Origin of the sequence: Pseudomonas sp. (genome assembly GCF_030683065.1) — a bacterium.
Classification (GTDB): domain Bacteria; phylum Pseudomonadota; class Gammaproteobacteria; order Pseudomonadales; family Pseudomonadaceae; genus Aquipseudomonas.
The window spans coordinates 122,823-144,179 of record NZ_JAUXMX010000029.1 but is presented as its reverse complement, the minus strand read 5'-3'; the positions used below and the strand labels follow the sequence as shown (position 1 = coordinate 144,179).

Annotated in this window: 21 protein-coding genes; 2 read left to right on the top strand and 19 right to left on the bottom strand. The window is 58.5% G+C overall.

Features of this window, described 5'->3' with window-relative positions; genetic code table 11:
- Window positions 1-126: 126 nt before the first annotated feature.
- The 19 genes from Q8K09_RS07550 to Q8K09_RS07460 form a co-directional block, all read right to left on the bottom strand.
- Window positions 127-423: a flagellar protein FliT gene (locus tag Q8K09_RS07550; RefSeq protein ID WP_305254349.1), complete on the bottom strand. Its 297-nt coding sequence runs from the start codon at window positions 421-423 to the stop codon at window positions 127-129.
- A 29-nt stretch (window positions 424-452) separates the two neighbouring features.
- The gene (gene fliS, locus Q8K09_RS07545; protein ID WP_305254348.1) at window positions 453-833 is read right to left on the bottom strand and encodes a flagellar export chaperone FliS; all 381 of its coding nucleotides are present in this window, start codon (window positions 831-833) and stop codon (window positions 453-455) included.
- Window positions 834-992: 159 nt separating this feature from the next.
- A complete protein-coding gene (gene fliS, locus Q8K09_RS07540; RefSeq protein WP_305254347.1) occupies window positions 993-1,376 on the bottom strand; it encodes a flagellar export chaperone FliS in 384 nt (127 codons plus the stop codon).
- Window positions 1,377-1,379: 3 nt separating this feature from the next.
- Complete coding sequence (gene fliD, locus Q8K09_RS07535) at window positions 1,380-2,786, bottom strand: flagellar filament capping protein FliD (RefSeq protein ID WP_305254346.1); 1,407 nt, start codon at window positions 2,784-2,786, stop codon at window positions 1,380-1,382.
- Window positions 2,787-2,854: 68 nt separating this feature from the next.
- Window positions 2,855-3,220: a flagellar protein FlaG gene (locus Q8K09_RS07530; RefSeq protein ID WP_305254345.1), complete on the bottom strand. Its 366-nt coding sequence runs from the start codon at window positions 3,218-3,220 to the stop codon at window positions 2,855-2,857.
- Window positions 3,221-3,300: 80 nt separating this feature from the next.
- Window positions 3,301-4,833 carry a flagellin gene (locus Q8K09_RS07525; protein WP_305254344.1) on the bottom strand — a complete coding sequence of 511 codons (1,533 nt, stop codon included), beginning with the start codon at window positions 4,831-4,833 and terminating at the stop codon, window positions 3,301-3,303.
- Between the two features lie 812 nt (window positions 4,834-5,645).
- On the bottom strand, window positions 5,646-6,914 hold the full coding sequence (gene flgL / locus Q8K09_RS07520; RefSeq protein ID WP_305254343.1) for a flagellar hook-associated protein FlgL: 1,269 nt from the start codon (window positions 6,912-6,914) through the stop codon (window positions 5,646-5,648).
- A gap of 113 nt (window positions 6,915-7,027) precedes the next feature.
- The gene (flgK, locus tag Q8K09_RS07515) at window positions 7,028-9,052 is read right to left on the bottom strand and encodes a flagellar hook-associated protein FlgK (protein WP_305254342.1); all 2,025 of its coding nucleotides are present in this window, start codon (window positions 9,050-9,052) and stop codon (window positions 7,028-7,030) included.
- An 8-nt stretch (window positions 9,053-9,060) separates the two neighbouring features.
- The gene (gene flgJ / locus Q8K09_RS07510; RefSeq protein ID WP_305254341.1) at window positions 9,061-10,236 is read right to left on the bottom strand and encodes a flagellar assembly peptidoglycan hydrolase FlgJ; all 1,176 of its coding nucleotides are present in this window, start codon (window positions 10,234-10,236) and stop codon (window positions 9,061-9,063) included.
- Window positions 10,237-10,247: 11 nt separating this feature from the next.
- Entirely contained in the window at window positions 10,248-11,345 is a 1,098-nt protein-coding gene (locus tag Q8K09_RS07505; protein WP_305254403.1) for a flagellar basal body P-ring protein FlgI, read from the bottom strand.
- 77 nt (window positions 11,346-11,422) lie between these two features.
- Window positions 11,423-12,121: a flagellar basal body L-ring protein FlgH gene (flgH, locus tag Q8K09_RS07500; protein WP_305254340.1), complete on the bottom strand. Its 699-nt coding sequence runs from the start codon at window positions 12,119-12,121 to the stop codon at window positions 11,423-11,425.
- 61 nt (window positions 12,122-12,182) lie between these two features.
- Complete coding sequence (gene flgG, locus Q8K09_RS07495) at window positions 12,183-12,968, bottom strand: flagellar basal-body rod protein FlgG (RefSeq protein WP_305254339.1); 786 nt, start codon at window positions 12,966-12,968, stop codon at window positions 12,183-12,185.
- A 46-nt stretch (window positions 12,969-13,014) separates the two neighbouring features.
- Window positions 13,015-13,755: a flagellar basal body rod protein FlgF gene (locus Q8K09_RS07490; RefSeq protein ID WP_305254338.1), complete on the bottom strand. Its 741-nt coding sequence runs from the start codon at window positions 13,753-13,755 to the stop codon at window positions 13,015-13,017.
- 681 nt (window positions 13,756-14,436) lie between these two features.
- Window positions 14,437-15,747: a flagellar hook protein FlgE gene (flgE, locus tag Q8K09_RS07485; protein ID WP_305254337.1), complete on the bottom strand. Its 1,311-nt coding sequence runs from the start codon at window positions 15,745-15,747 to the stop codon at window positions 14,437-14,439.
- Between the two features lie 44 nt (window positions 15,748-15,791).
- Entirely contained in the window at window positions 15,792-16,457 is a 666-nt protein-coding gene (gene flgD, locus Q8K09_RS07480; protein WP_305254336.1) for a flagellar hook assembly protein FlgD, read from the bottom strand.
- Between the two features lie 21 nt (window positions 16,458-16,478).
- Complete coding sequence (gene flgC, locus Q8K09_RS07475; RefSeq protein ID WP_305254335.1) at window positions 16,479-16,922, bottom strand: flagellar basal body rod protein FlgC; 444 nt, start codon at window positions 16,920-16,922, stop codon at window positions 16,479-16,481.
- Window positions 16,923-16,934: 12 nt separating this feature from the next.
- Window positions 16,935-17,342, bottom strand: coding sequence for a flagellar basal body rod protein FlgB (gene flgB, locus Q8K09_RS07470; RefSeq protein ID WP_305254334.1), 408 nt, complete (start codon window positions 17,340-17,342; stop codon window positions 16,935-16,937).
- Window positions 17,343-17,789: 447 nt separating this feature from the next.
- Entirely contained in the window at window positions 17,790-18,617 is an 828-nt protein-coding gene (gene cheR, locus Q8K09_RS07465; RefSeq protein ID WP_305254333.1) for a protein-glutamate O-methyltransferase CheR, read from the bottom strand.
- Window positions 18,618-18,818: 201 nt separating this feature from the next.
- The gene (locus Q8K09_RS07460; RefSeq protein ID WP_305254332.1) at window positions 18,819-19,754 is read right to left on the bottom strand and encodes a chemotaxis protein CheV; all 936 of its coding nucleotides are present in this window, start codon (window positions 19,752-19,754) and stop codon (window positions 18,819-18,821) included.
- A 77-nt stretch (window positions 19,755-19,831) separates the two neighbouring features.
- Here Q8K09_RS07460 and flgA point away from each other — a divergent pair, with 77 nt between their 5' ends.
- Both flgA and flgM read left to right on the top strand, forming a co-directional pair.
- Window positions 19,832-20,614, top strand: coding sequence for a flagellar basal body P-ring formation chaperone FlgA (gene flgA / locus Q8K09_RS07455; protein WP_305254331.1), 783 nt, complete (start codon window positions 19,832-19,834; stop codon window positions 20,612-20,614).
- Window positions 20,615-20,809: 195 nt separating this feature from the next.
- Window positions 20,810-21,142: a flagellar biosynthesis anti-sigma factor FlgM gene (gene flgM, locus Q8K09_RS07450; protein ID WP_305254330.1), complete on the top strand. Its 333-nt coding sequence runs from the start codon at window positions 20,810-20,812 to the stop codon at window positions 21,140-21,142.
- Window positions 21,143-21,357 lie beyond the last annotated feature (215 nt).

Genomic DNA, 21,357 nt, shown 5'->3' with positions numbered 1-21,357 from the left:
GCCTTTGCCAAGGGTTAGCCGTGGACATAAATCGCTCGATGGATATCGCTGCGCTCAATCCTACGCGGCCCGCGCCATCCTACGAACTGTAACAACACTACGAAATCTAGCAGCCCCGCGAACCCATCAACCGAACAGCTGGTAAACCTTGGCCCCTTGCTGGGCCTGGTTAAGTTGCTTGAGCTCGCCGGCTAGGCGCCACTGCTCCGACTGGCAGACATCAACCAGCTCGCGGTACAGATCCAGCAATTCCTGCATGCGCGCGCGCAGCACATCTTCGTCCTGCACAGTCTCAACCATGGCTTCGTCAACGGCTTGGCGGCACTGTAAATCCAGTTCGCCGATGGCCGCCCAATCCTGGGCAGCCAGGGCATCGCGCAAGGCGCTCCCCGTCTTTTCCAAGCGCTGGACAGATGAACTCATTAACGTACTCCTTAAAGCGCCGGCCGCTATCACTGGCCGATCGCGTCCCAGCCGGACTTCACATTACGCAACAGCCCTGCCACTTCATCGAGCGGCGCGGCGTCATTCTTTACGTTGGCCTCGAGCAGGCGGGAGACCATGTATTCATACAACCTATCGAGGTTGGCTGCCAACTCGCCACCCTGTTGCAAATCCAAGCCTGCACGCAGGCCACCGACAATCCCGATAGCCTTGCCGATCAGCTCGCCCTTCATCGCCGTCTGCTGGCGCTCCATGGCACCACGCGCCTGAGCGATACGGGTAAGACCGCCTTCCATCAACATCTGGATCAACCGATGGGGGCTGGCGTCTACGGCCTGGGCCTGGGTGTTGACGCTTTGATACTGCTTCATGGCCGACATCGCGTTCATGCTGAATGTACTCCGGTTTAATGCGGGAATACTTCATGTATCGGCAGTTCCGGCAGCAGCTTTAGGGCTATGTGGAAATAACGTAATCAATTGATTTAAATCGTTAAACAGCGCGCAGATCGACCACGCATACCGATTGCAGGCCTGGCACGGCGCATCCTACAGTGCGGGCTCGACCTCAGGCCCGATCGCGCTCCAGGCATCACGTATCTGCACCAGCAAGCCCTGCACTTCTTCCAGGCTCTGCGCAGTCTTGTCCAACGCTACGCCGGCCAGGCGCCGGGTCATGTAGTCGTACAACGAATCGAGGTTTTCTGCCAGTTCGCCGCCGAGCTGTTTGTCCAGGCTGCCCTGCAGAATGCCGATGATCGACAGCGTGGTGCCTACGGCCTCGCCACGTACACCTGGGTTACCTTGTGCTTGCGCCAGCAATGCCTGGGCAATACGCTCCAGCGCGCCATCGAGCAACAATTGCACGGCATGGTAAGGGCTGACTTCCTGGCTGACTTTAACGGCTTTATAAGTGTCTATTGGCTTGCTCAAAATTTATCTGTCCTTTCTCACGACGCCGGGTAGATTTTCAAGGGCACTTGTTAACCAACTACTGGTGTTTGACAGTTGAGCCACCAAGGAGTCCATTGCATTGAACTGAGAATATAAGCGGGACTGCATCTGCTCAACGCGACGAGCAAGGTTTACCCTCTGCTTATCAATATCCGTAATTGTTGACTGCAGACCTGCCATGCGCGATTCAAGCACGCCGCCGGTTTGAATATAACCATCAACACGCTTATCAACTCGACTCATCAAGCCATTATCGCCAGTGAAAAAAGCACCTACAGCGTCAAAATTCTCCTCTAGCGCCTTGCTGAGCTTGCTATCGTCTACTTTCAGGGTACCGTCTTTTTGGGTTGTTATACCCAAATCAGTCAATGCACGAACACCATCCTGGCCCGAGGGGTTTACCAGCTCGTTGCGCACGCCGGCAAGCAACGCTCGCACGGTGGCATCACCCACCAACCCCCCAGTAACTGGAGCATTACCGTCACCAACCGAAGTAACCTTAGTCAGCTCATTGGTGGTGGCGATCAGTTTGTTGTAAGCACTGACAAATTTTTTGATATTGGCAGTCACGCCACTGGCGTCCTGCCCAACAGACAATGTTAGCGACTTGCCCGGCTCGCTCTCACTCAACAAGCTGAACGTTACGCCCGGAATGACACCCGCAACACTGTTGCTGGCACTGGCTTGCGACAAACCATCGATGGTGAACACTGCATCCTGAGCCGGGGAACCCAGATAGCCAGCTCCACCAAGAGTGGTCGCGGCAACGCTGCCATCGACGGCCAACTCCGCGAACGCGGCACTACTGATCATTATGTCTTTGTCAGCACCCGTTTCCTTGGCGCTCAACACTAAACGTGAAGTGCCCCCATCAGCTGGGTTATTAACGATATTGGCACTAATGCCTTTGTCTTTGAGGGCTGCATTGAGCTTGTCGCGTATCTGCTCTAGGGTGTCGCCGGCAGCGATGTCCACATCAACACCAGCGGTGTCAGCGGCACCCAGCTTGACCGTTAACACGCCATCTTCCGCAGCCACGTAGGCAGAGGGAACGGCAGAGGTCGCAACCCGACTGCTGGTCGCCAACGCTTGCACAGCAAGTTGGTAAGTGCCGGCCAGTGCCGTTTTTTCGGCGGATGCGCTGAGCACGCTGGTATTGGATGACGTAGCTGTACGTTTCTCGAACAGTGCCAGATTATTAAGGTCTTTCATGGCGGTTTGGAATTCGCTCAAGGCACCCTTGAGCTGCCCCAAGGCGGAAAATTTGGTCGTTGAGACCTTTTCCAGACGCGCCAGTTGCGCCTCTTTCGGGGCCTTTTCCGCACCGACCATGGCACCGACGATGCTGTCGATATCCAAGCCAGAACCAATACCCGTTATACCTGCCATGCTAACCACCTCGTCATGGAGTTGACGCTTGCAACGAAAGACCCTAACTCAATCAAGAAACATGCCGCTTATGCCTCGGCCTTGAACAACAAGCTGCGTACCTCATCCAGACTTTCGGCCAGGCGCAGTGCCTCTTCAGAGGGCATCTGCCGAATCACATCGCCGGAGACGCTATCCGTCACTTTGATCACTACCCGGCCACTGGAATCATCCAGGCTGAAATTCAGATCACGGCGAATGGCCTGCACAAAATCTTTGATGCTCGACACCGCCTGCTCCAGGGATTCACGACCCGCCTGGCCCTCGGCGTCAACGGAGGCCAACACTGGTGCCCGAGCCTGCCCAACCGTGGGCGTCTCCGCCACTGTCACCAAAGGTTCCGTACGCCCCTTAGCCGCGGCAACCGGCAATGCACTACCAAGTGCAATATCCATCTCATCACCTCTCAATGGCAAAACGGGGAAAAGTGCCAAGCACTTTCCCCCGCCGTCTATTGCAGACCTTGCTGGTCAGTTTAACCGAGGAGGCTGAGAACCGCCTGCGGCAACTGATTGGCCTGGGCCAGGATCGCGGTGCCGGCCTGCTGCAGAATCTGGTTCTTGCTCAGATTCGCGGTTTCGGCGGCATAGTCGGTGTCCTGGATACGACCACGGGCTGCGGAGACGTTTTCCTGAACGCTCTGCAAGTTGCTGATGGTGTTATCGAAACGGTTTTGCGCAGCACCCAGACCGGAGCGTACCTCGTCGATCTGCGCCAGGGCGCCGTCGATTACAGCGATTGCATCCTGGGCACCGTCGACAGTGGCAATGTTGATGGCGCTTACAGCCGACTGCTTGGAGTTGACATCGCCAGTGGCAATATAAGTAGTCGCCGAACCCGTTACACTGAAACCGCCGAGGGCCGACATGCTGAAGTTGCCCACCACCGTCGCGGAGTCTATGTTAGACGCAGCAACCTCACTCAAAGTGATCGCATTTGCAGTATCAGCCACACCCTTCTCGTCAAAAGACGTCACTTTTGCGACAGTCGCATTCGTTAATGGTGTGCCACCACCCTCGTTAATATTGAAATCACTGATTTCAATATTGTAGCCATCCTTGCTGGTCAGGGTCAGTTTGCCATCACCCTTGGTCGCATCAGCCGTAATACCGGTCGAAGCAGACTGCGCATTGATAACGTTTGCCAAAGACGTCAAGTCCGTTTTATCACCAATCGTTGCCTCAATAGCAACTTCGCTGCCCGAACCTTTAAGGTTGAATTTGACAATGCCGTTCTCCCCCAGATCACTCAACTGAGCCTTGGTGGAAGCAGTGGCACTCACCCCGGTGTCCGTAGTGACTCCATTGATGGCGGCTGCAATATCGCGGGCAGAACCGTTGATAGCAACGGTTGCGGCGGTGCCTTTTTGCCCTTCTGGACCGGTGATCACCAAAGCGCCTGCGGTAATAGCTGGCAACCCGCTGACAGGAGCAGTACCCAGAGCAGTGCCGATCACAGCTTTACCTGTCTGGGAACCGGACGACTTGATGGTAAAGGAGCCGATATCCTTGGCGCTCGAAGCCTTGATCGACACACCGATGGTTTCACGCGCATTGGCGCCCACCTGGAAGTCCACGTTGGCCATGGAGCCGTCCAGTACCTTACGGCCGCCGAAGGTGGTGGTATCGGCGATACGGTTGAGTTCGGACTGCAGGGTGCTTACTTCTTTTTGCAGCGCCTTGCGGTCGGTAGCATCGTTGGTGCCGTTGGCCGATTGCAGGGACAGGTCACGCATGCGCTGCAGGATGTTGGTCGACTGCTGCAGAGCACCTTCCGCGGTTTGCGCCAGGGAGATGCCGTCGTTGGCGTTGCGCACCGCTACGCCGAGGCCGTTGATCTGGCTGGTCATGCGGTTGGAAATCTGCAGGCCGGCGGCATCGTCCTTGGCGCTGTTGATACGCGAACCAGTGGACAAACGCTGCATGGTGGTCGCCAGCGCATTGGAAGAACCATTCAGGTTGCGCTGGGTGTTGAGCGACGCAATGTTGGTATTGACGGTAAGGGCCATGGTGTTTGCCTCCAATGGGCTGGTACTAAAGGTATCCGGGTAGTGCGAGCTTGGTTGGTGGCCTTGCTCAGGCACCCCAGTTACTTCGCATTCCTAATCTTTATCGGCGCCAAGCCGGGATGCTTTAGGAGTTTTTGTCTTATTCAGCGAAAAATTTTCCGTGAGAGGCAACAATCGATCGACCCAAGCGGGAGTGTCACCTGTCGCAGGTGATGGGTTACGCCGCACGCACAACGCTGCTTTGATCGAAGCACTGGGGCGGCTAACCCATCCTACGGGTCTGCTTCGGTCGCAAGCCCGCAGCCCGTAGGTTGGGTTAGCGGCGGACGCTTCTCTTGAATCAACCCCAGCCTTCAACCGCCGTGTAACCCAACATAGCGTCAGCCGGTACGCGGCAGGTGATGGGTTACGCCGCACGCGCAACGCTGCCTTGATCGAAGCGCTGTGGCGGCTAACCCATCCTATGGGTCGGCTTCGGTCGCAAACCCGCAAACCGTCTACGGATCTAATTCGGACGCAAATCCGCAGCCCGTAGGTTGGGTTACCGGCGAGCGTTTATCCTGAATCAAGCCCGGCCTTCAACCGCCGCGTAACCCAACATGGCCTCAGCCGGCACGCTGCAGGTGATGGGTTACGCCGCACGCACAACGCTGCCTTGATCGAAGCGCTGTGGCGGCTAACCCATCCTACGGGATCGCAGCGCTTTCGTAGGCTATCGCTTCGTTCGAGCCTACGCAGCCCCACCTGCGGGGCCCGCCACATACAACGAAAAACGTGTCGATACCGCCCAAGGCGAAGGGTTTTGTTGGCTTTTATATTTTGTTGAACAGGCTGAGTCCGGCAATCTTTACGTAGCTCTGCTGCGATGCCTCCAGCACGATGGTCTGGAAGGACAACCGCGACAGCGCCTCGGCGTAGTCCAGCTCACGCAGTTCGGCCTGCACGGACTTGTTGACCAGGGCGACGTCTTCGTTATCGGTCTGGCTGGACTCGATGATATTCAGGCGCGCGCCGATTTCACCGCGCACGCTGTCGACCGTGGTCATGCCATGATCGAGGTTGGTCAGGGCCACCGCCACTGCATCGTTTACCTGCGAGCCGGTTGCCGGGTTTTCCAGGCTAGTGCGTAGATTGGCGATGGTGTCGAGGATGCCCTGCTTCTGCCGAGTGGGGTCGGCGGTGATAAGGATGCTTTCGCCGCCCACGGGCAAACCGTCGAACTGTACGCTCACCCCGCGAAAAACCAACTGGCCGCTGGTATCGGACTGATCGTCGACGCTGCCGCTCTGCAGCACCAAGGCATCCGGTAAGGTCACCGGGAAAGTCGGCGGGCTGGCCTGGTCATAGACCACATAATCGCTATCGGAAATAAACCGGATGCCAATGCCGGCCGGCGGGAACGGTGGAGCCCCGGAGAAGGCCACTTCGTCCTGCACCAATGGAGCGGACACGCTGAGGGTGGAGCCGACCGGGGCTGTGTAAGGAGGAGCCGGGGGATTAGCCTCCAGGCGCCCGGCATTGGTGACGTTCTGGAAGATTTTCTTGCCGTTGTCACTGATCGGCACTTCCAGCGAACTTGCCACCTGCAACTTGCGCTGCCCCTCATCACCCTTGTAGCTGTAACTGCCGTCGCCCTCACGGACAAAGGGTTGGGTCTTGCCCTGAAAGCCGGCGAACAGGTATTCGCCGCGGGCATTGCGGGTATTCATCAGACCGAACAGTTCGTTTTCACGCTCGCCCAACTCAGCACCTATGGACTGGAGATCGGCGGTACTGAGCGCGCCATTGCCCGCCTGCACCGCCAACTCGCGTACCCGCTGAAGCACGGTATTTACCGAATTGAGGGTGACCTCTTCCTGGGTCAGGCTGTTGTTCGCGGCAGTTAGGTTGTCTTTGTACTGGGTCAGTACGTTTTGCTGTTGCTCCAGCTGCAACAGGCGCACCGAGGCGACCGGATCGTCCGCCGGAGTTAGGATGCGGTTGCCGGTACTGATCTGCTCCTGGGTACGAGTGGCATTGGCGTAGTTACGCTGGATGCCGGCGACTCCGTTGTTGAATGCCTGGATGGTGGAGATGCGCATGCTTGAGCCTCTTGTTGCAATCCGGAGTCGGGCCGCCGCGAGCAGCCCCTCACCCTAGCCCTCTCCCGGAGGGAGAGGGGATTGTTCTGCGCGCGCCCGCTAGCGGCGCGCTGTTATCTGAATGTATTTAGCAGGGTATCGAACAAAGAGCGTGCAACTTGAATGACCTGTGCCGAAGCGTTGTAGTACTGCTCGAATTTGATCAGGTTGGCGGCTTCTTCGTCGAGGTTGACTGCGGACAGCGAGTCGCGGTTGTCGGTCGCCTGTTTGAGGATGGCACCGGTGGCGGCACTGTCCTGCCGGGCTTGCGCCGTCAGGGTACCAACCCGCTCGACCAGGTCGCCATAGCCGTCGGTAAAGCTGACGCCGGTGCTGATGCCCGTCACTGTCGGGTCCACGCCTACAGTCTGTTTGGTCTGCAAATCGACCATCTTCAAGGCGTTGCGGTTGTCCGATACGCCGTTTTGGTTGAAGCCCAGGGTGAAAGTGTCGCCAGCTTCTGGGCGGCCGCTGAAGGCCTGCGAGACTTCCATCGTACTGCCACCAGATGTGACCGTATAGCTCAGCGTGTTGCTCTGCCCCGGAGTGATGCTCAAGATAGCCGGCGAAAAGGTGACGCCACCCGGCGCACTCAGGGTCAGCGTCCCAGCCGTGGCAGGCGCGACAGGCGCGGCATAGGTCATAGTCAGCGGTGATAGCGCCTGCAGATCCGCCGGAACCAGCGGATCCTGGACGTTATCGATGGAGGGCTGACCGATCACCGCATTACCGCGGTTCTGTAAATTCGCCTCTGAGCGCACTGGGGCAGCAAACGCCAACTGATCGGGCTGATCCAACTGGGCACTGATGGTCGTGGCGCCCCGCCGGGTCGGCTGTAACAAGAAGCGATCCCCGGTATCCGGCGTGCCGCCTGGAGTTACGGTAAAGCCTTGGTCGCGCCCATTGCTATCGGCAAAACTGAGCACGCCGGCCGCATTGCTAACGGTCATCGCCTCACCGTCGCTCAAGCGCCGCGCGGTGTAATTGTTGCCATCGTATTCCAGGCGGTAGTCGCTGGTGGTGAGCACGCTGGTGTCGGTGATATTCAGCGCCGGCTGGACGTTGCTGGTGTTGGTCGAGAACGCCCGTACTCGCAGCTGGGCCAACGCGGTGTCGTTGTAGTCACCGAACAGCGCCGTGCCCACCTGGCCTTTCAGGTCCAGGCCTTGACCGAGCTGGGTGTTGACTTGATCGCTGACCGCCAGGGCCAGTCGCCCCAGTGAATTGAGGGTTGGGTCCAGGGTCTCGCTGCGATAGCGAATCAGTCCGCCCATTTCGCCACCGGTGATCAGGGAGGTAATGCCCTGCCGCGAGCCGCCACTGACAAAGCTGACCTCGAAACGGGTCGGGTCGGCCTGCCCTGGCCCGATTTCCAGGCGGCTGGTGGTGCTGCCCACCACCAGCGGCTGGCCGGAGCCAACGAACAGGTTGAGCGCGTTGTTATCCTGCGCCACCACGGTCACGCCAATAAAGGTGGACAGCTGGCGGACGGCCTCTTCACGCGCATCGAGCAGGTCGTTAGGTTGCTGGCCGTTGGCCGAGGCGTTGGCGATTGCATCGTTGTAACTGGCAATTGAGGTGGCCAGGCGATTGACCTGGTCACCGACAGCGACCATCTGCTTGTTGATGAACTCGTTCTGCTCGTTGATCCGGTCGGACACGGTATTGAAGCGCCGGGCCAGGCCTTCTGCCTCGGACAGCACCAATTGCCGCGCCGGGATGTTGGCGGGGTCTTCGGCGGCCGTTTGCAGGGACGAGAAGAACTTCTGCAGCGAAGGCGTAATGCCGGTGGTGGTGCCGGCCAGTAGCGAGTCGAGCTGCTCGATCTGACTTCTGTAAGCCTCGACGTCGGAGCTCAGCGCGGTGCTGCTACGCACCTGGGTGCCGAGGAACTCGCTATACGTGCGCCGAACATCCACCAACGTGGTGCCCGAGCCGATATAGCCGGCACCGCTGAACTGAGGGTTGCGCGTGGCCTGCACCGTGTCCTGGCGCGAGAAACCCGGGGTGTTCACGTTGGTAATGTTATGCCCGGTGACTGCCAGCGACGTCTTGTTCGCCGCCAACCCGGACAGGCCAATACTCAGTAGGTCAGCCATGGCTCAGTTCATCCCCGGATCAGCGCGTTGTCGCTGGACGCGATGGTTTGGTAGGTCGACATCTGCCGGGCGATCTGCGCCACCTTGCGTGCGTACTGCGGGTCGGTGGCGTAACCGGCCTTCTGCAACTCGCGGGCAAACTGCTCGGGGTTTGCGGTGGAACTTAGTGCGTTCTGGTAGCGGCCGTTGCTCTGCAAAAAGCTCACGTAGTCTTCGAAGCTGTGGGCGTAGGAGTCGTAGGCGCGGAAGGATGCCGCCTCCTTGACTGCCTGGCCGCCTTTGTATTCGGTGGTCATTACCCGCGCCGACTCGCCATCCCAGCTGTTGTGGCTCTTGATGCCAAACAGGTTGTGGCTGCTGGTACCGTCTTGCTGGCGGATGATCGACTTGCCCCAGCCGGTTTCCAGCGCAGCCTGGGCTACCAGGTAGCGCGCATCGACACCGATTTTCTCGGCGGCCTGTTCGGCCATAGGCAGCATGGCGGCGATAAATTCGTCTTTCGAGGTGAAGGCCGTCTTGCCCAGAGCCTCGGCCAAGCGGCGACCGCTGATGGCGTCCGTACCATTCAGACTCAGGGCCTTGTCGGCAGGCGCGGCAAACGCCTTGGCCGGGATCCAGTCGTTCTGCGCCAGTGGCTGGCTATCAGCCGGCGCGCCGGCTGTAGGCACAATGCCCGCCATCATCCGATCGCCGAGCTTGCTCGGCAACGACAGGCGACGCTGGTTGAGCAGGGATGAATCGTCACGACCGCCGTCAACCTTGGCCAAGGGTTGGCTTGGCGCACTCGGCACCGGCTGATCGACCTGGGCGAAGGGATTAGGCCGGCTGCCGGCGTCCTTGATTTGCGACATCTGCCGCACCAGCACGTCGGCCAGGCCGATACCGTTCTGGTTGTTCGACAGGGTCACCGACAATTGCTGGTCGTGCATGTCTTGGTAGGTCTTGCTCTCGTTGCTGTTCATGAAGTTGCCTTCAGCGAACACTTCGTTGGCCGAACGCATGGCCTTGAGCATTTCATTGAGAAACAGCGACTCGAACTCTTGCGCCACCTTGCGAATGTTCTTTTCGCTGTCGCCACCCACCTTGAGCTGGTTGAGCCGGTTCAGGTCGGTGAAGGCGCCGCTGTCCAGCGGGCTGTTGGTGTTGACGCTGCCGAGCAAACCGGCCGAGAGTCGAGAGTCCATAACCTATTACCTCAAATCACGATCAGGTCGGCCTGCAGGGCGCCGGCTTGCTTGAGCGCCTCCAGGATAGCCATCAGGTCGGAGGGCGATGCGCCCACTTGGTTAACCGCCCGGACAATTTCATCCAGGGTGGTACCGGGGCCGAATTTGAACATCGGCTTGGCCTCCTGGTCGGCGTTCACCCGCGAGCGCGGCACCACCGCAGTCTGGCCGCCCGATAGTGCTTCCGGCTGGCTGACGATAGGGTCTTCGGTGATGGTGACCGTGAGGCTGCCATGGGTCACGGCCGCTGGCTGCACCCGCACGTTCTGGCCGATGACGATGGTGCCGGTGCGTGAATTGATGATGATCTTGGCCACCGCCTGGCCGACTTCGACTTCGAGGTTTTCCAGAATCGACAGGTAATCCACCCGCTGATTCGGGTCGAGCGGCGCACTGACGCGGATCGAGCCGCCGTCGAGCGCCTGGGCGACGCCAGGGCCAAGCAGGTCATTGATCTGATCGACGATGTTCTTCGCCGTGGTGAAATCCGGACGGTTGAGATTGAGGGTCAGGGTATTGCCCTGATTGAAACCGCTTGGCACCGAGCGCTCAACCGTGGCACCGCCGGGAATGCGTCCCGCCGAGGGCACGTTGACGGTAATCCGCGAACCGTCGCCGCCTTCGGCATCGAACCCACCAACCACCAGGTTGCCTTGGGCGATGGCGTAGACATTACCGTCGATACCTTTCATCGGCGCCATCAGCAAGCTACCGCCGCGCAGGCTTTTGGCGTTACCGATGGAGGAGATGGTGATGTCGATGGTCTGCCCCGGCCGGGCGAACGCTGGCAGGTCGGCATGGATCGACACCGCCGCGACGTTCTTCAGCTGCACGTTGCCGCCTTGCGGCACCTTGATACCGAATTGCGCCATCATGTTATTGAAGGTCTGCACGGTGAACGGGGTCTGGGTGGTCTGGTCGCCGCTGCCATTGAGGCCCACGACCAGGCCGTAGCCAATCAACTGGTTGCTGCGCACGCCCTGGATGCTGGCCAGATCCTTGAGCCGTTCGGCTTGCGCCGGCAGGCTCAGCAGGACGCACAGCAATAAGAGGTAGGAGCGGGCCATGCCCGCGATTCTGCTACCGACCCTGTGAATGCTTTCGCGGGCATGGCCCACTCCTACGATCATCATCTGCGTCATCCTTAGAACGGCCACAGCGGGCTGATGAAGAAACGATCGAGCCAACCCGGCTGACTGGCGTCGGCGAAGGCGCCGGTGCCCGAGTAGGTGATGCGCGCGTCGGCGATACGCGTCGAGGCCACGGTGTTGTCGGTGGCGATGTCATCGGCGCGCACCAGCCCGGCGATCCGCACCAACTCATCGCCCGTATTAAGGGTCATCCACTTCTCACCGCGGACCGCCAGAATGCCGTTGGGCAGCACTTCGGCTACGGTCACGGTGATCGAGCCGCTCAGGCTGTTGCCTTGGGCCGCCTTGCTGTCGCCCTTGGTGTCACGGCTGGAGCTGTACTCGGCACCCAGCGACAGCGGCTGATTGTTGGTAAACGGGTTGGCCGCCGATACCGCGCCACCAAACAGCGAGGTCAGGCCGATATCGGCGCTGCTGTCTTTCTGGATCTGCGAGCCGGCATTCTTGCTGGCCTGGGTCCGCTCGTTAAGGGTGATGGTGATGATGTCGCCAACGCGGTAGGCCTTGCGGTCGCCGAACAGGTTGTTCTCGAAGCCGGCCTGATAAATCGAGCCGTTGTTCTGCTCCGCCGGCAACGGTGTGCGCGGCAGTACCGGTGCGTAATACGGGTCATTGGGTTTGGCCTGCGGCGCGACGCAGCCACTCAGGACAACCAGACCCAGCATCGAGAACATTATTACCAGCCGGTTCATAACCACTACCTCACGGCGTTTTATATCAAGCCAGAGCCGGAGTAACGCCCCGGCGCCGGGATTAGAGATTCTGCGAGACGAAGGCCAACATCTGGTCGGCGGTGGAGATGACTTTCGAGTTCATCTCGTAAGCACGCTGGGTGGTGATCATGTTCACCAACTCTTCGACCACGCTGACGTTGGAGTTTTCCAGGGTGTTCTGCAGGGTGGTGCCCAAGCCGTTGAGGCCTGGCGTGCCGACTTGAGGGGCACCGCTGGCGGCTGTTTCCAGGAACAGGTTGTTGCCGATTGCTTCCAGGCCCGCCGGGTTGATGAAGTCGGCAGTCTGCAGGTTACCCACGACCTGCGGCTGCGGATTGCCGGAAGTGGTCACCGACACCGTGCCGTCCTCACCAACAGTGAAGGTACGTACTTCGTTAGGCAGGACGATCGCCGGCTCCAAAGCATAGCCATTGGAGGTGACGACCTGACCGTCCGAGTTCAAGTGAAAGCTGCCATCACGGGTATAGGACACCGTACCATCGGGCATCAGCACCTGGAAAAAACCGCGGCCATTGACCGCCATGTCCAGCGGTTGCTCGGTGGTTTGCAGGCTGCCTGCGGTGAAGATCTTCTGCGTGCCGACAACGCGCACACCCGTACCCAACTGCAAACCGGACGGCAGCTGGCTGTCCTGACTGGACTGGCCGCCGGGCTGGCGACGGATCTGATACAACAGGTCCTCGAACTCGGCACGGTCGCGCTTGAAGCCGGTGGTCGAGACGTTGGCCAGGTTGTTGGAAATGGTGGTCAGGTTCATGTCCTGAGCGGACAGACCGGTCTTGCTGACCCACAGTGCCGGAAGCATAGAGATTCTCCTCGAGCGCCATTTTCAAGGCGCTGCGTGCTGGTAATTAGCTAATTTGCAAAACCCGCGCCACAGCGGCCGCATTGTCTTCGGCGGTGCGCATCATCTTCACTTGCAGCTCGAACTGGCGGGACAAGGCGAGGATGGAGGTCATCTCCTCCACCGCATTGACGTTGCTCGACTCGAGAAAACCGGAGGTCACCTGCACGGTGGCGTCTGCCTGCACCGGCCCCACACCCTTGAAGCGGATCAGGCCGTCGGTGCCCTTCTCCATCTGTTTCAGGTCAGGGTTGACCAGCTTCAACCTGTCGACTTCGGCCAGCACGCTAGGGCCTTCGCCGAGGGCGCGAATACTGATGGTGCCGTCCGAGCCGATTTCGATCTTCTGCTCTGGCGGTACGGCAATCGGTCCGCCGTTGCCCATCACCGGCAAGCCGTTGCCGGTGCGCAGCACGCCCAAGGCGTCAATATTCAGGCTAGCGGTACGCACATACGCTTCGCTGCCGTCGGCTGCCTGCACGGCCAGCCAACCGCGCCCGCCAATCGCTACATCCAGATCGCGGCCGGTTTCCTGCAGGGTGCCAGGCGTGAAGTCAGTACCGGGTCGCTCGGTCAATGCATAGACCCGCGCCGGCAGCGTGTCGCCGAAAACCTGCATCGAACGCGCCTGTGCAAAATCGCGACGAAAACCGCTGGTCGAGATGTTCGCCAGGTTATTGGCGTGGGCACTCTGGGCCAGGCTGTTGTTGTGAGCTCCAGTCATGGAGACGTACAGCATCTTGTCCATGGTTATCCTCCGAGGTGGGCGTAATGCCCGCTGCTCTATGCAAAGTAACAAAGCAAGCGGCGTGCCAGTCTCGATTAATAACCATAAGACATTGAAAAATATTAGATTTTAGAATGAAGAAAAGGCCCCACGAGGAGCCTTTAAAGATGAGGTCGGCGAGATATTGCCGCCGACGGCAAAGCCATTGCCTGCCACCGCTGTAGGCGCCGGGGACGCCTAGTCCTTGCTGGCGATCTTGCAATCTGGCACTGATCGCCAGCAAGCTGGCTCCTACAGGTCGCGGACATTCACCAGAACTTTCTGCAACAGCCAGCGCAGTTTCGTAGCCTGGATAAGCCTTGGCGCAATCCGGGAATACACTCCCCGGATCACACTGGAGCTCATCCAGGATCTACGAGAGCGCTATAGGGTGGATCGGGGCGCGTAGCTGACGCCTTTTTCATCCACCTTCGCTATTGGTGGATGGGTAGAGCGCCATCCACCCTACGATGCCGCAGACCTTCAATGCCCGGGGCTCTGAGGCGTTTTTGTGGGAGGGGACTTGTCCGCGACTGGAGATTGCTCCAGACATTGTTCGCGGCCAAGGCCCCTCCCACAAGCGCAACAGCGCACTGCAGGCAAGGTGGCAGCCAGCTCAATACTCCTGCCATCGCCATTCCAAACAACTACCGCCGCACCTTATCAGCGCAGGTTGATGATGGTCTGGGTAATCGAGCTTTCAGTCTCGATGGTCTTGGCGTTGGCCTGGTAGTTGCGCTGAGCGACGATCAGGTTGACCAACTGGTCAGACAGTTCGACGTTGGAGTCTTCAAGGGCGCCGGACTGCAAGGCGCCGAGGGTGCCGCTGCGCGGCGTGCCAACCACCGGTTCGCCAGACTGGAAGGATTGCACCCAGGCAGTTTTACCCACCGGCGTCAGGCCCTGCACGTTGGCGAAGCTGGCCAGAATCACCTGCCCCTGCACATTGGATTGGCCGTTGGTGTAACGGGCGAAAATCACCCCGGTGTCATCAATCTCCAGACCCGCCAGCTGGCCGGTTGTGTAGCCGTCCTGACTGACGGCGTTGACCGCGAAAGAGCTGGAGAACTGAGTAGAGTTGCGCATATCGACCAGGATGCCGTCAGCGTTGGCATTCGCGCCATTGCCCGACCATACCGGAGGCTGGCCACCATCTGAGGCAGCGGGCACCCAATCATTCAAAGAGAAGCGCCCAATAGCGTCGACGGTGAAAGCGGGGCTGGACGTCAGGCTGCTGGTATCTAGCTGTCCACTGGGAGTAAAGCTGGCAGCCATCGAGTACGGCGCAGTGGATGTCGGATCCGCCGGATTACGCCCATCGATCAGCACATTCATCTGCCACTGGTTGGCGCCAGTCTTGACGAAATACTGGGTCAGTACATGGGCATTACCCTGGGAGTCGTAGACGTTGGTCGAGGTGGACGAATTGTAAGTGGTCGGATCTGTGGGATCGAAAATGGCATTCGCAGGCACCGTATTGGTCGAATTCAGGTTAAACGTCTGATTCAACGTCGAGGTCGCCTTCGGCGCCTGACTTGCGGTTTCGATGCGCAGATCGCTGATCACGCCATTCTGCAGGTTGCCGCTACCATCGACCGCATAGCCTTGCAGCTTGTAGCCGAAGTTGTTGACCATGAAGCCTTCACGGTCAGTACCGAAATAGCCGGCACGGGTGTAGCTGACCTCGCCATTGTTGCTGGTCTGAAAGAAGCCGTTGCCGTTGATCGCCAGGTCCAGGGAGTTTTGCGTGTAGTTGATATTGCCCTGATTGAACAGCTGCGAGACGTTACTCAGGAGCACGCCGCTCCCCTGCGCATTCTTGCCGGAGCCATTCACCGAGGCCGCATACACATCGGAAAACTCCGCACGCGACTGCTTGAAGCCTGCAGTACCGGCGTTGGCGATGTTGTTGCCGGTCACGTTGAGGTCGCTGGTAGCCGCGCGCAGGCCGCTAAGACCGATATTGAACGCCATGGAATGCTCCTTTGCCGGGATGGCCGGCGATTAAAACCTTGAAATTACTGACCGATGACCTGCACCTGGGAGAGCGGCACACTGCCAAGCCCTGCAAGGTTGAGCATCAACTCGCTGCCGCCCAATACCACGCTGTCGACGTTGGCCGGGAGCATGGTGTAAAGCGCCTTGGTCTCGCCTTCGTAAGTGGCCTGCGCCTCGAACTTGTAGGTGCCGGGCGGCAACTGATTGCCGCTGGCGTTTTTGCCGTCCCAGATAAAGCTGACATTGCCGGCGGCCTGCTCGCCCATATTGATCCGGTTCACCACCGACCCGGCGTTGTCGTAGACATTGACGTAGACGTTGCTGCTGCTGGTCGGCAATACCATGCTGGCCTTGAAACTCTCGCTGGTATCGACCACGGCCTTGTCGGTCGGAATGATCACCTTGCGCCCAACCAGGGACGAGGCCTGCAGCGCCTGGGAAGACTGATAACCGGAGAGCAGCGAACCCATACTGGAGTTGAGCTTCTCGATGCCTTCAACCTGGCTGAATTGCGCCAACTGGGCGATGAACTCGCCATTGCTCTGCGGCTCCAGTGGGTTCTGATTATTCAGTTGCGCCACCAGCAAGTTGAGAAACTCGTTCTTGCCCAATTCTTTATTGGCCGTGGTGTCGCTCTTGATTTGATATTGATCAAGCGCTGAACTGACGCCGTTTACCGTACTCATGCCGTATCCCCTTCGTGCGATTTACTGACCCAGGGTCAGTACGCGCTGCAACATTTGTTTGGCCGTGTTCATCATCTCGACGTTGGTCTGGAATGCCCGACTGGCGGAGATCATATCGGCCATCTCTTCGACCACATTGACGTTGGGGTAATACACATATCCGCCCTCATCAGCCGCCGGATGGTTGGGCTCGTAGCGCGGCACCAGATCGCTCTGATCCTCGACGATACCCAGTACCTGTACGCCGCTGCCCGCCTGGTCCTGTTCGGCGAACAACGAACCGCTGCCATCGCCCATGGACTGCTGGAACATGGTGGCGAATACCGGGTGGCGAGCGCGGTAGGTCTGGTCGACGCTCGACGACACCGTGTTGGCGTTGGCGATGTTGCTGGAGATGGTATTCAGGCGAGTGCTCTGGGCACTCATGCCGGTTCCGGCGATATTGAAAACACTGGCTAGTGACATGGCATGGCTCCTTTAGTCGCCGCGCAGGGCGCTGACCAGCCCTTTGAATTTGCTGTTGAGAAAGGTAAAGCTGGCCTGGAAATTCACCGCGTTTTCCGCGTAGGAAGACTGCTCGACCTGCACGTCAACGGTGTTTTGATCGATCGAGGGGTGCGAGGGAATGCGGTAGGCCAGGCTGGCGCTGCCCATGGCCATACCCTCTGCGGCGATGTGCCGGTTGTTGGTGCGCGCCAGGCCTGCCGAACCACGCTGGGTATTGGCACTCTGCTCAGCCAGCACCGAGGCGAAATCGAGATCACGCGCCTTGTAGTGAGGCGTATCGGCGTTGGCGATGTTGTTGGCCAAGACCTCGGCACGCTGGGCGCGAAAGCCAAGTGCCTTTTCATGAATGCCGAGTGCGCTATCGAAGCTGATGCTCATGGTCAGAAACCTTTGCCATTGGGCTTGTCTGGTTTGCGTACAAGACATTTAGCAAAGGTCGTGCCATTTAAATTATTTGTTATATTTCAATAGCTTATATAATTTTAAAGCCTACAAGCGCAGCCAAGCGGCAAGGCTTTTCCGCCCTTTGGCAAACAAAGCGGCAATCGACCCAACGCCTTGCCGCCCCCAAGTCTCAACGTGGCGGAAGATTTGGCCGTGCGCCTGTAGGAGGTCGCCCGCCGTCCAGACGCCGCGCTGCCGCGCAGCAAGCTGGGGGGCAATTGCGTCTGCCGGCTTGTGGGAATCTGTAGGAGCGGGCCATGCCCGCGATGCGTTTCGCGGGCATGGCCCTGGGCGCGCCCCGCTCCTACAAAAGGCTGCTCAGTATTGCCACCAACAAAAACGGGAGGCCACTGGCCTCCCGTTTAATATTCGAACCCGGACTCACTTCGCCTGGTAGATAATCCCTGGGCTGCACTGCACCATCTGGTACTTTTCGGGCAGGCCATTGAGCGCCTCGGACGCACCAAGGAACAAGTAACCACCTGGCTTCAACATGGCATGAATGCGCGTGAGAATGTCTTTCTTCATGTCGGCAGAAAAATAGATCAACACGTTACGGCAAAACACAATATCGAACTTACCCAGGCTGGCGTAACTGTCCATCAGGTTCAGCGGACGAAACTCAACACGGCTCTTGATCGCAGGTTTGACAATCCAGCGCCCCGGACCCTGGGGATCGAAGTATCGCTGCAAGCGTTCTTGTGACAGCCCCCGGCCCATCGCCAGGCTGTCGTACTCACCAGACTTGCAATTGGCCAGCATCGACGGCGACAGGTCGGTGGCCACAATTTGCACACCTGCCTTAAGCTGACCGATATTGGTTTTTTCGAACTCATCAATGCTCATCGACAGGGAATACGGCTCCTGCCCCGAGGAACAGGCGGCCGACCAGATGCGCAGACGCTGGCTCGGATTGGCCTTGATCAACTCGGGCAACACCCGTTTTTTTAGCACTTCAAAAGGGTATGTATCACGGAACCACAGCGTTTCGTTGGTGGTCATGGCATCCACCACCAGCTCGCGCAAACCGCTGCGCGGCTGGCTTTGCATGCGCTGTACCAATTCACCCAGGGTTTTGATCCCGTGTTGCTCCTGCAGCTTGTTCAGCCTGCTCGACACCAGGTACTGCTTATTGCTGCCCAGCAAAATGCCACAGGCTTTTTCCAGGAAGGTCCGGAACTGCTCAAAATCCAAATTACCTGAAGACACTAGCCAGGCCTCGCCAATCAAAGTGTTGCAGTGAAAGATGCACCCTTCGCCCTATTGTCGAGCCGTATAAAAGCGGCTTGATTCACAGGTAGAGCATTAAAAACGGGTTTAACACCTCATGCTCGGTTGCTAAAAAAGGCCACCGCACGGTCGGCGGCCCGATCTTCTGTTTTTCTTGGCCTGCGCAGGAGCGACCTGCTTTCAAAGCCCCTGATCGACCTCGTTGATGCGTGCAACCACCCGCGACGCCAGGTCATCAGGACGAAATTTGGCAAGGAAATCATTGGCGCCGACCTTCTTTACCATGGCCTGATTGAATACCCCGGAAAGCGAAGTATGCAGGAGGATGTGCAACTTCTGCATCCGCGCATCGCTGCGGATCTCTGCAGTCAGGGTATAGCCATCCATTTCCGGCATTTCAATGTCGGAAATCAGCATCAACAGTTCCTGGTCGGGGTGCCTGCCCTCGTCTGCCATGCTGCGCAGGTAATCCAGGGCCTGCCGCCCATCGTTCAGCGCCGTGACCTCAACACCTACGGTTTGCAGGCAGCGAATCACCTGCTTACGCGCAACGGATGAGTCATCGACTATCAATACGTGCTTGGTAAGCGCCTTGCTCTGGGTCTGTGCATCGACGACCCCGGCAGAAATCACCTCAGAAGTCGGCGCTACCTCGGCGAGAATTTTCTCCACATCGAGGATTTCTACCAGCTCATTGTCCAGACGAGTCACTGCCGTGAGGTAGTGATCACGCCCCGCACCCTTGGGTGGTGGATGGATCTCCTCCCAGTTCATGTTGACGATGCGCTCAACTGAATGAACCAGGAAACCCTGAATCTTGGTGTTGTATTCGGTGATGATGACGAAGCTGTTCTTCAAATCTTGCAGCAGCGGCCGCCCTGTCGCCATGGACAGGTCAAGAATAGGGATGGTGCCCCCTCGAATACTCGCAACCCCTCGTACGACCGGGCTGGACTTGGGCATGATGGTGAGCTTGGGGCATTGCAACACCTCCTTCACCTTGAACACGTTAATGCCATAAAGCTGTCCGCCATCAAGGCGGAACAACAGCAACTCCAAACGGTTCTGCCCAACCAACTGCGTGCGTTGGTTAACCGAATCCATTACACCGGCCATGCCCAAACCTCTCTGTTTTGAGTCTCGCACGTTATACAAAGCGTAGCAGGCGGCACGCGCCTTGCTACTCATTCGTCATGAACGCAGAAACGACAATTTTCAGACACCTTCATCGGCATAGGCATCAACACCTACCGACAAGAGGCCGTTATTGGCTAGCAGTTTTACCTGCTTTGCTCGCGCTCGGCTACAGCCCCGTAGCACCTGCGGCGGCAACCACGCCTGAACAGCTTATCGGCACCACCCAGAGTTTTCTTGAACAGGCGGTGGTTGATTACCTGCAGCGCAGCGAAATTCAAGGCCGGCATGAGGTTCAAATCAACCGTATTGACCCTCGTTTACGCCTGCCACTGTGCGACAAGGAATTGACTACCACCCTGGAAAGCCCTGCCCAACCGATTGGCCGTGTCACCATGCGGGTACGCTGTGACGGCAGCTCGCCCTGGACGGTTTTCGTGCCAGGACAGGTGAGACTGTTCCGCGAAGTGGTCATCGCCATCCGTCCGCTAAAGCGTGAGGCTGTACTGTCAGAGATGGACGTGAGCCTGGTAGAGCGTGACGTGGGCCTGCTTAATCAAGGCTATCTGACAGGCCTCAAGCAGGCGCTCGGCAAAAAACTGACGCGCCCACTGCAGCCGGACCAGGTATTGGCGCCAGCAAACGTCGAACAGGCCGAGGTGATCCGCAAAGGCGATCAGGTGGTGATCAGCGCGCGCAGCGGTAACATGAGCGTGCGCATGCCCGGCGAAGCCTTGTCGGACGGAGCCATCGGCAAACAGATCAGTGTGCGCAACCAACGTTCAAAACGGGTAGTCAAGGCACGGGTAATAGGCCCGGGCCAAGTCGAAGTCGCCATGTAGCCGTGATACACGGCACGATTATCGCTATGGTTTCTGGCATATTGCGCCTGAGTCGGCTTTCTGGCGCTCTTTCACACAGCGGCTAAACTGTTAATTGAAAAACGGATTGTCGAAAAACAGGTTTTTTCTCTAAAGTTTCTGCAGACACCGCCGAGAACCTGGCAAGCGTCCAAACACTGTTCGAGGTTTTGCATCATGGTCATCGACTTCAACCGGCTAAACAACGCCACTACCCCTGTCAATTCAGGGCGTGTGGGCGGCGCTCAGTCTGGTGGCCGAAATGAAGCCATCAGCGAAAAGCCGACTAGCCCGTCACCCCAGCAGGCAGACGCCAGCAAGAGCGGTGAGTCCGTGCAGTTCAGTCGCGAAGCGCAGCAATTGCAAAAAATCAGTGAAAAACTCGCTGACCAGCCAACCGTCGACAAAGAGCGTGTTGCGCAACTCAAGCAGGCGATACTTGACGGCAGTTACCAGGTCGACAGCCAGCGCGTTGCCAGCAAGCTGCTCGACTTCGAATCCCAGCGCTAGTCTGGTAGACAGTTGAAAAGCGTAGGCGAGGCAAAAATAGCCGAAAAGGCGGATTTGATCCGCACGCGAGTTTACTGCTGTAAAAGAGCATTTTGACGGGGCTCGCACTCTAGGACATTTTTAACGCCGTAGCGCCCACGCAGCTAGTTCTTCAACAGCCTGCTCAAGGCAGCGCCGGGGTGTTAGCCTTACGGGACAGTAGCGCTGCTACGGCC

Bases quoted from the DNA above. Each gene is read 5' to 3' on its own strand.
- flgA (WP_305254331.1), top strand. From the start codon at position 19,832: ATGAACGCAGAAACGACAATTTTCAGACACCTTCATCGGCATAGGCAT.
- flgD (WP_305254336.1), bottom strand. From the start codon at position 16,457: ATGAGTACGGTAAACGGCGTCAGTTCAGCGCTTGATCAATATCAAATC.
- fliS (WP_305254348.1), bottom strand. From the start codon at position 833: ATGAACGCGATGTCGGCCATGAAGCAGTATCAAAGCGTCAACACCCAG.
- Q8K09_RS07490 (WP_305254338.1), bottom strand. From the start codon at position 13,755: ATGGACAAGATGCTGTACGTCTCCATGACTGGAGCTCACAACAACAGC.
- flgB (WP_305254334.1), bottom strand. From the start codon at position 17,342: ATGAGCATCAGCTTCGATAGCGCACTCGGCATTCATGAAAAGGCACTT.
- flgL (WP_305254343.1), bottom strand. From the start codon at position 6,914: ATGCGCATCTCCACCATCCAGGCATTCAACAACGGAGTCGCCGGCATC.
- flgG (WP_305254339.1), bottom strand. From the start codon at position 12,968: ATGCTTCCGGCACTGTGGGTCAGCAAGACCGGTCTGTCCGCTCAGGAC.
- Q8K09_RS07525 (WP_305254344.1), bottom strand. From the start codon at position 4,833: ATGGCCCTTACCGTCAATACCAACATTGCGTCGCTCAACACCCAGCGC.
- flgE (WP_305254337.1), bottom strand. From the start codon at position 15,747: ATGGCGTTCAATATCGGTCTTAGCGGCCTGCGCGCGGCTACCAGCGAC.
- Q8K09_RS07530 (WP_305254345.1), bottom strand. From the start codon at position 3,220: ATGGATATTGCACTTGGTAGTGCATTGCCGGTTGCCGCGGCTAAGGGG.
- fliD (WP_305254346.1), bottom strand. From the start codon at position 2,786: ATGGCAGGTATAACGGGTATTGGTTCTGGCTTGGATATCGACAGCATC.
- flgK (WP_305254342.1), bottom strand. From the start codon at position 9,052: ATGGCTGACCTACTGAGTATTGGCCTGTCCGGGTTGGCGGCGAACAAG.
- flgH (WP_305254340.1), bottom strand. From the start codon at position 12,121: ATGAACCGGCTGGTAATAATGTTCTCGATGCTGGGTCTGGTTGTCCTG.
- flgJ (WP_305254341.1), bottom strand. From the start codon at position 10,236: ATGGACTCTCGACTCTCGGCCGGTTTGCTCGGCAGCGTCAACACCAAC.
- flgC (WP_305254335.1), bottom strand. From the start codon at position 16,922: ATGTCACTAGCCAGTGTTTTCAATATCGCCGGAACCGGCATGAGTGCC.
- Q8K09_RS07460 (WP_305254332.1), bottom strand. From the start codon at position 19,754: ATGGCCGGTGTAATGGATTCGGTTAACCAACGCACGCAGTTGGTTGGG.
- flgM (WP_305254330.1), top strand. From the start codon at position 20,810: ATGGTCATCGACTTCAACCGGCTAAACAACGCCACTACCCCTGTCAAT.
- Q8K09_RS07550 (WP_305254349.1), bottom strand. From the start codon at position 423: ATGAGTTCATCTGTCCAGCGCTTGGAAAAGACGGGGAGCGCCTTGCGC.
- Q8K09_RS07505 (WP_305254403.1), bottom strand. From the start codon at position 11,345: ATGGCCCGCTCCTACCTCTTATTGCTGTGCGTCCTGCTGAGCCTGCCG.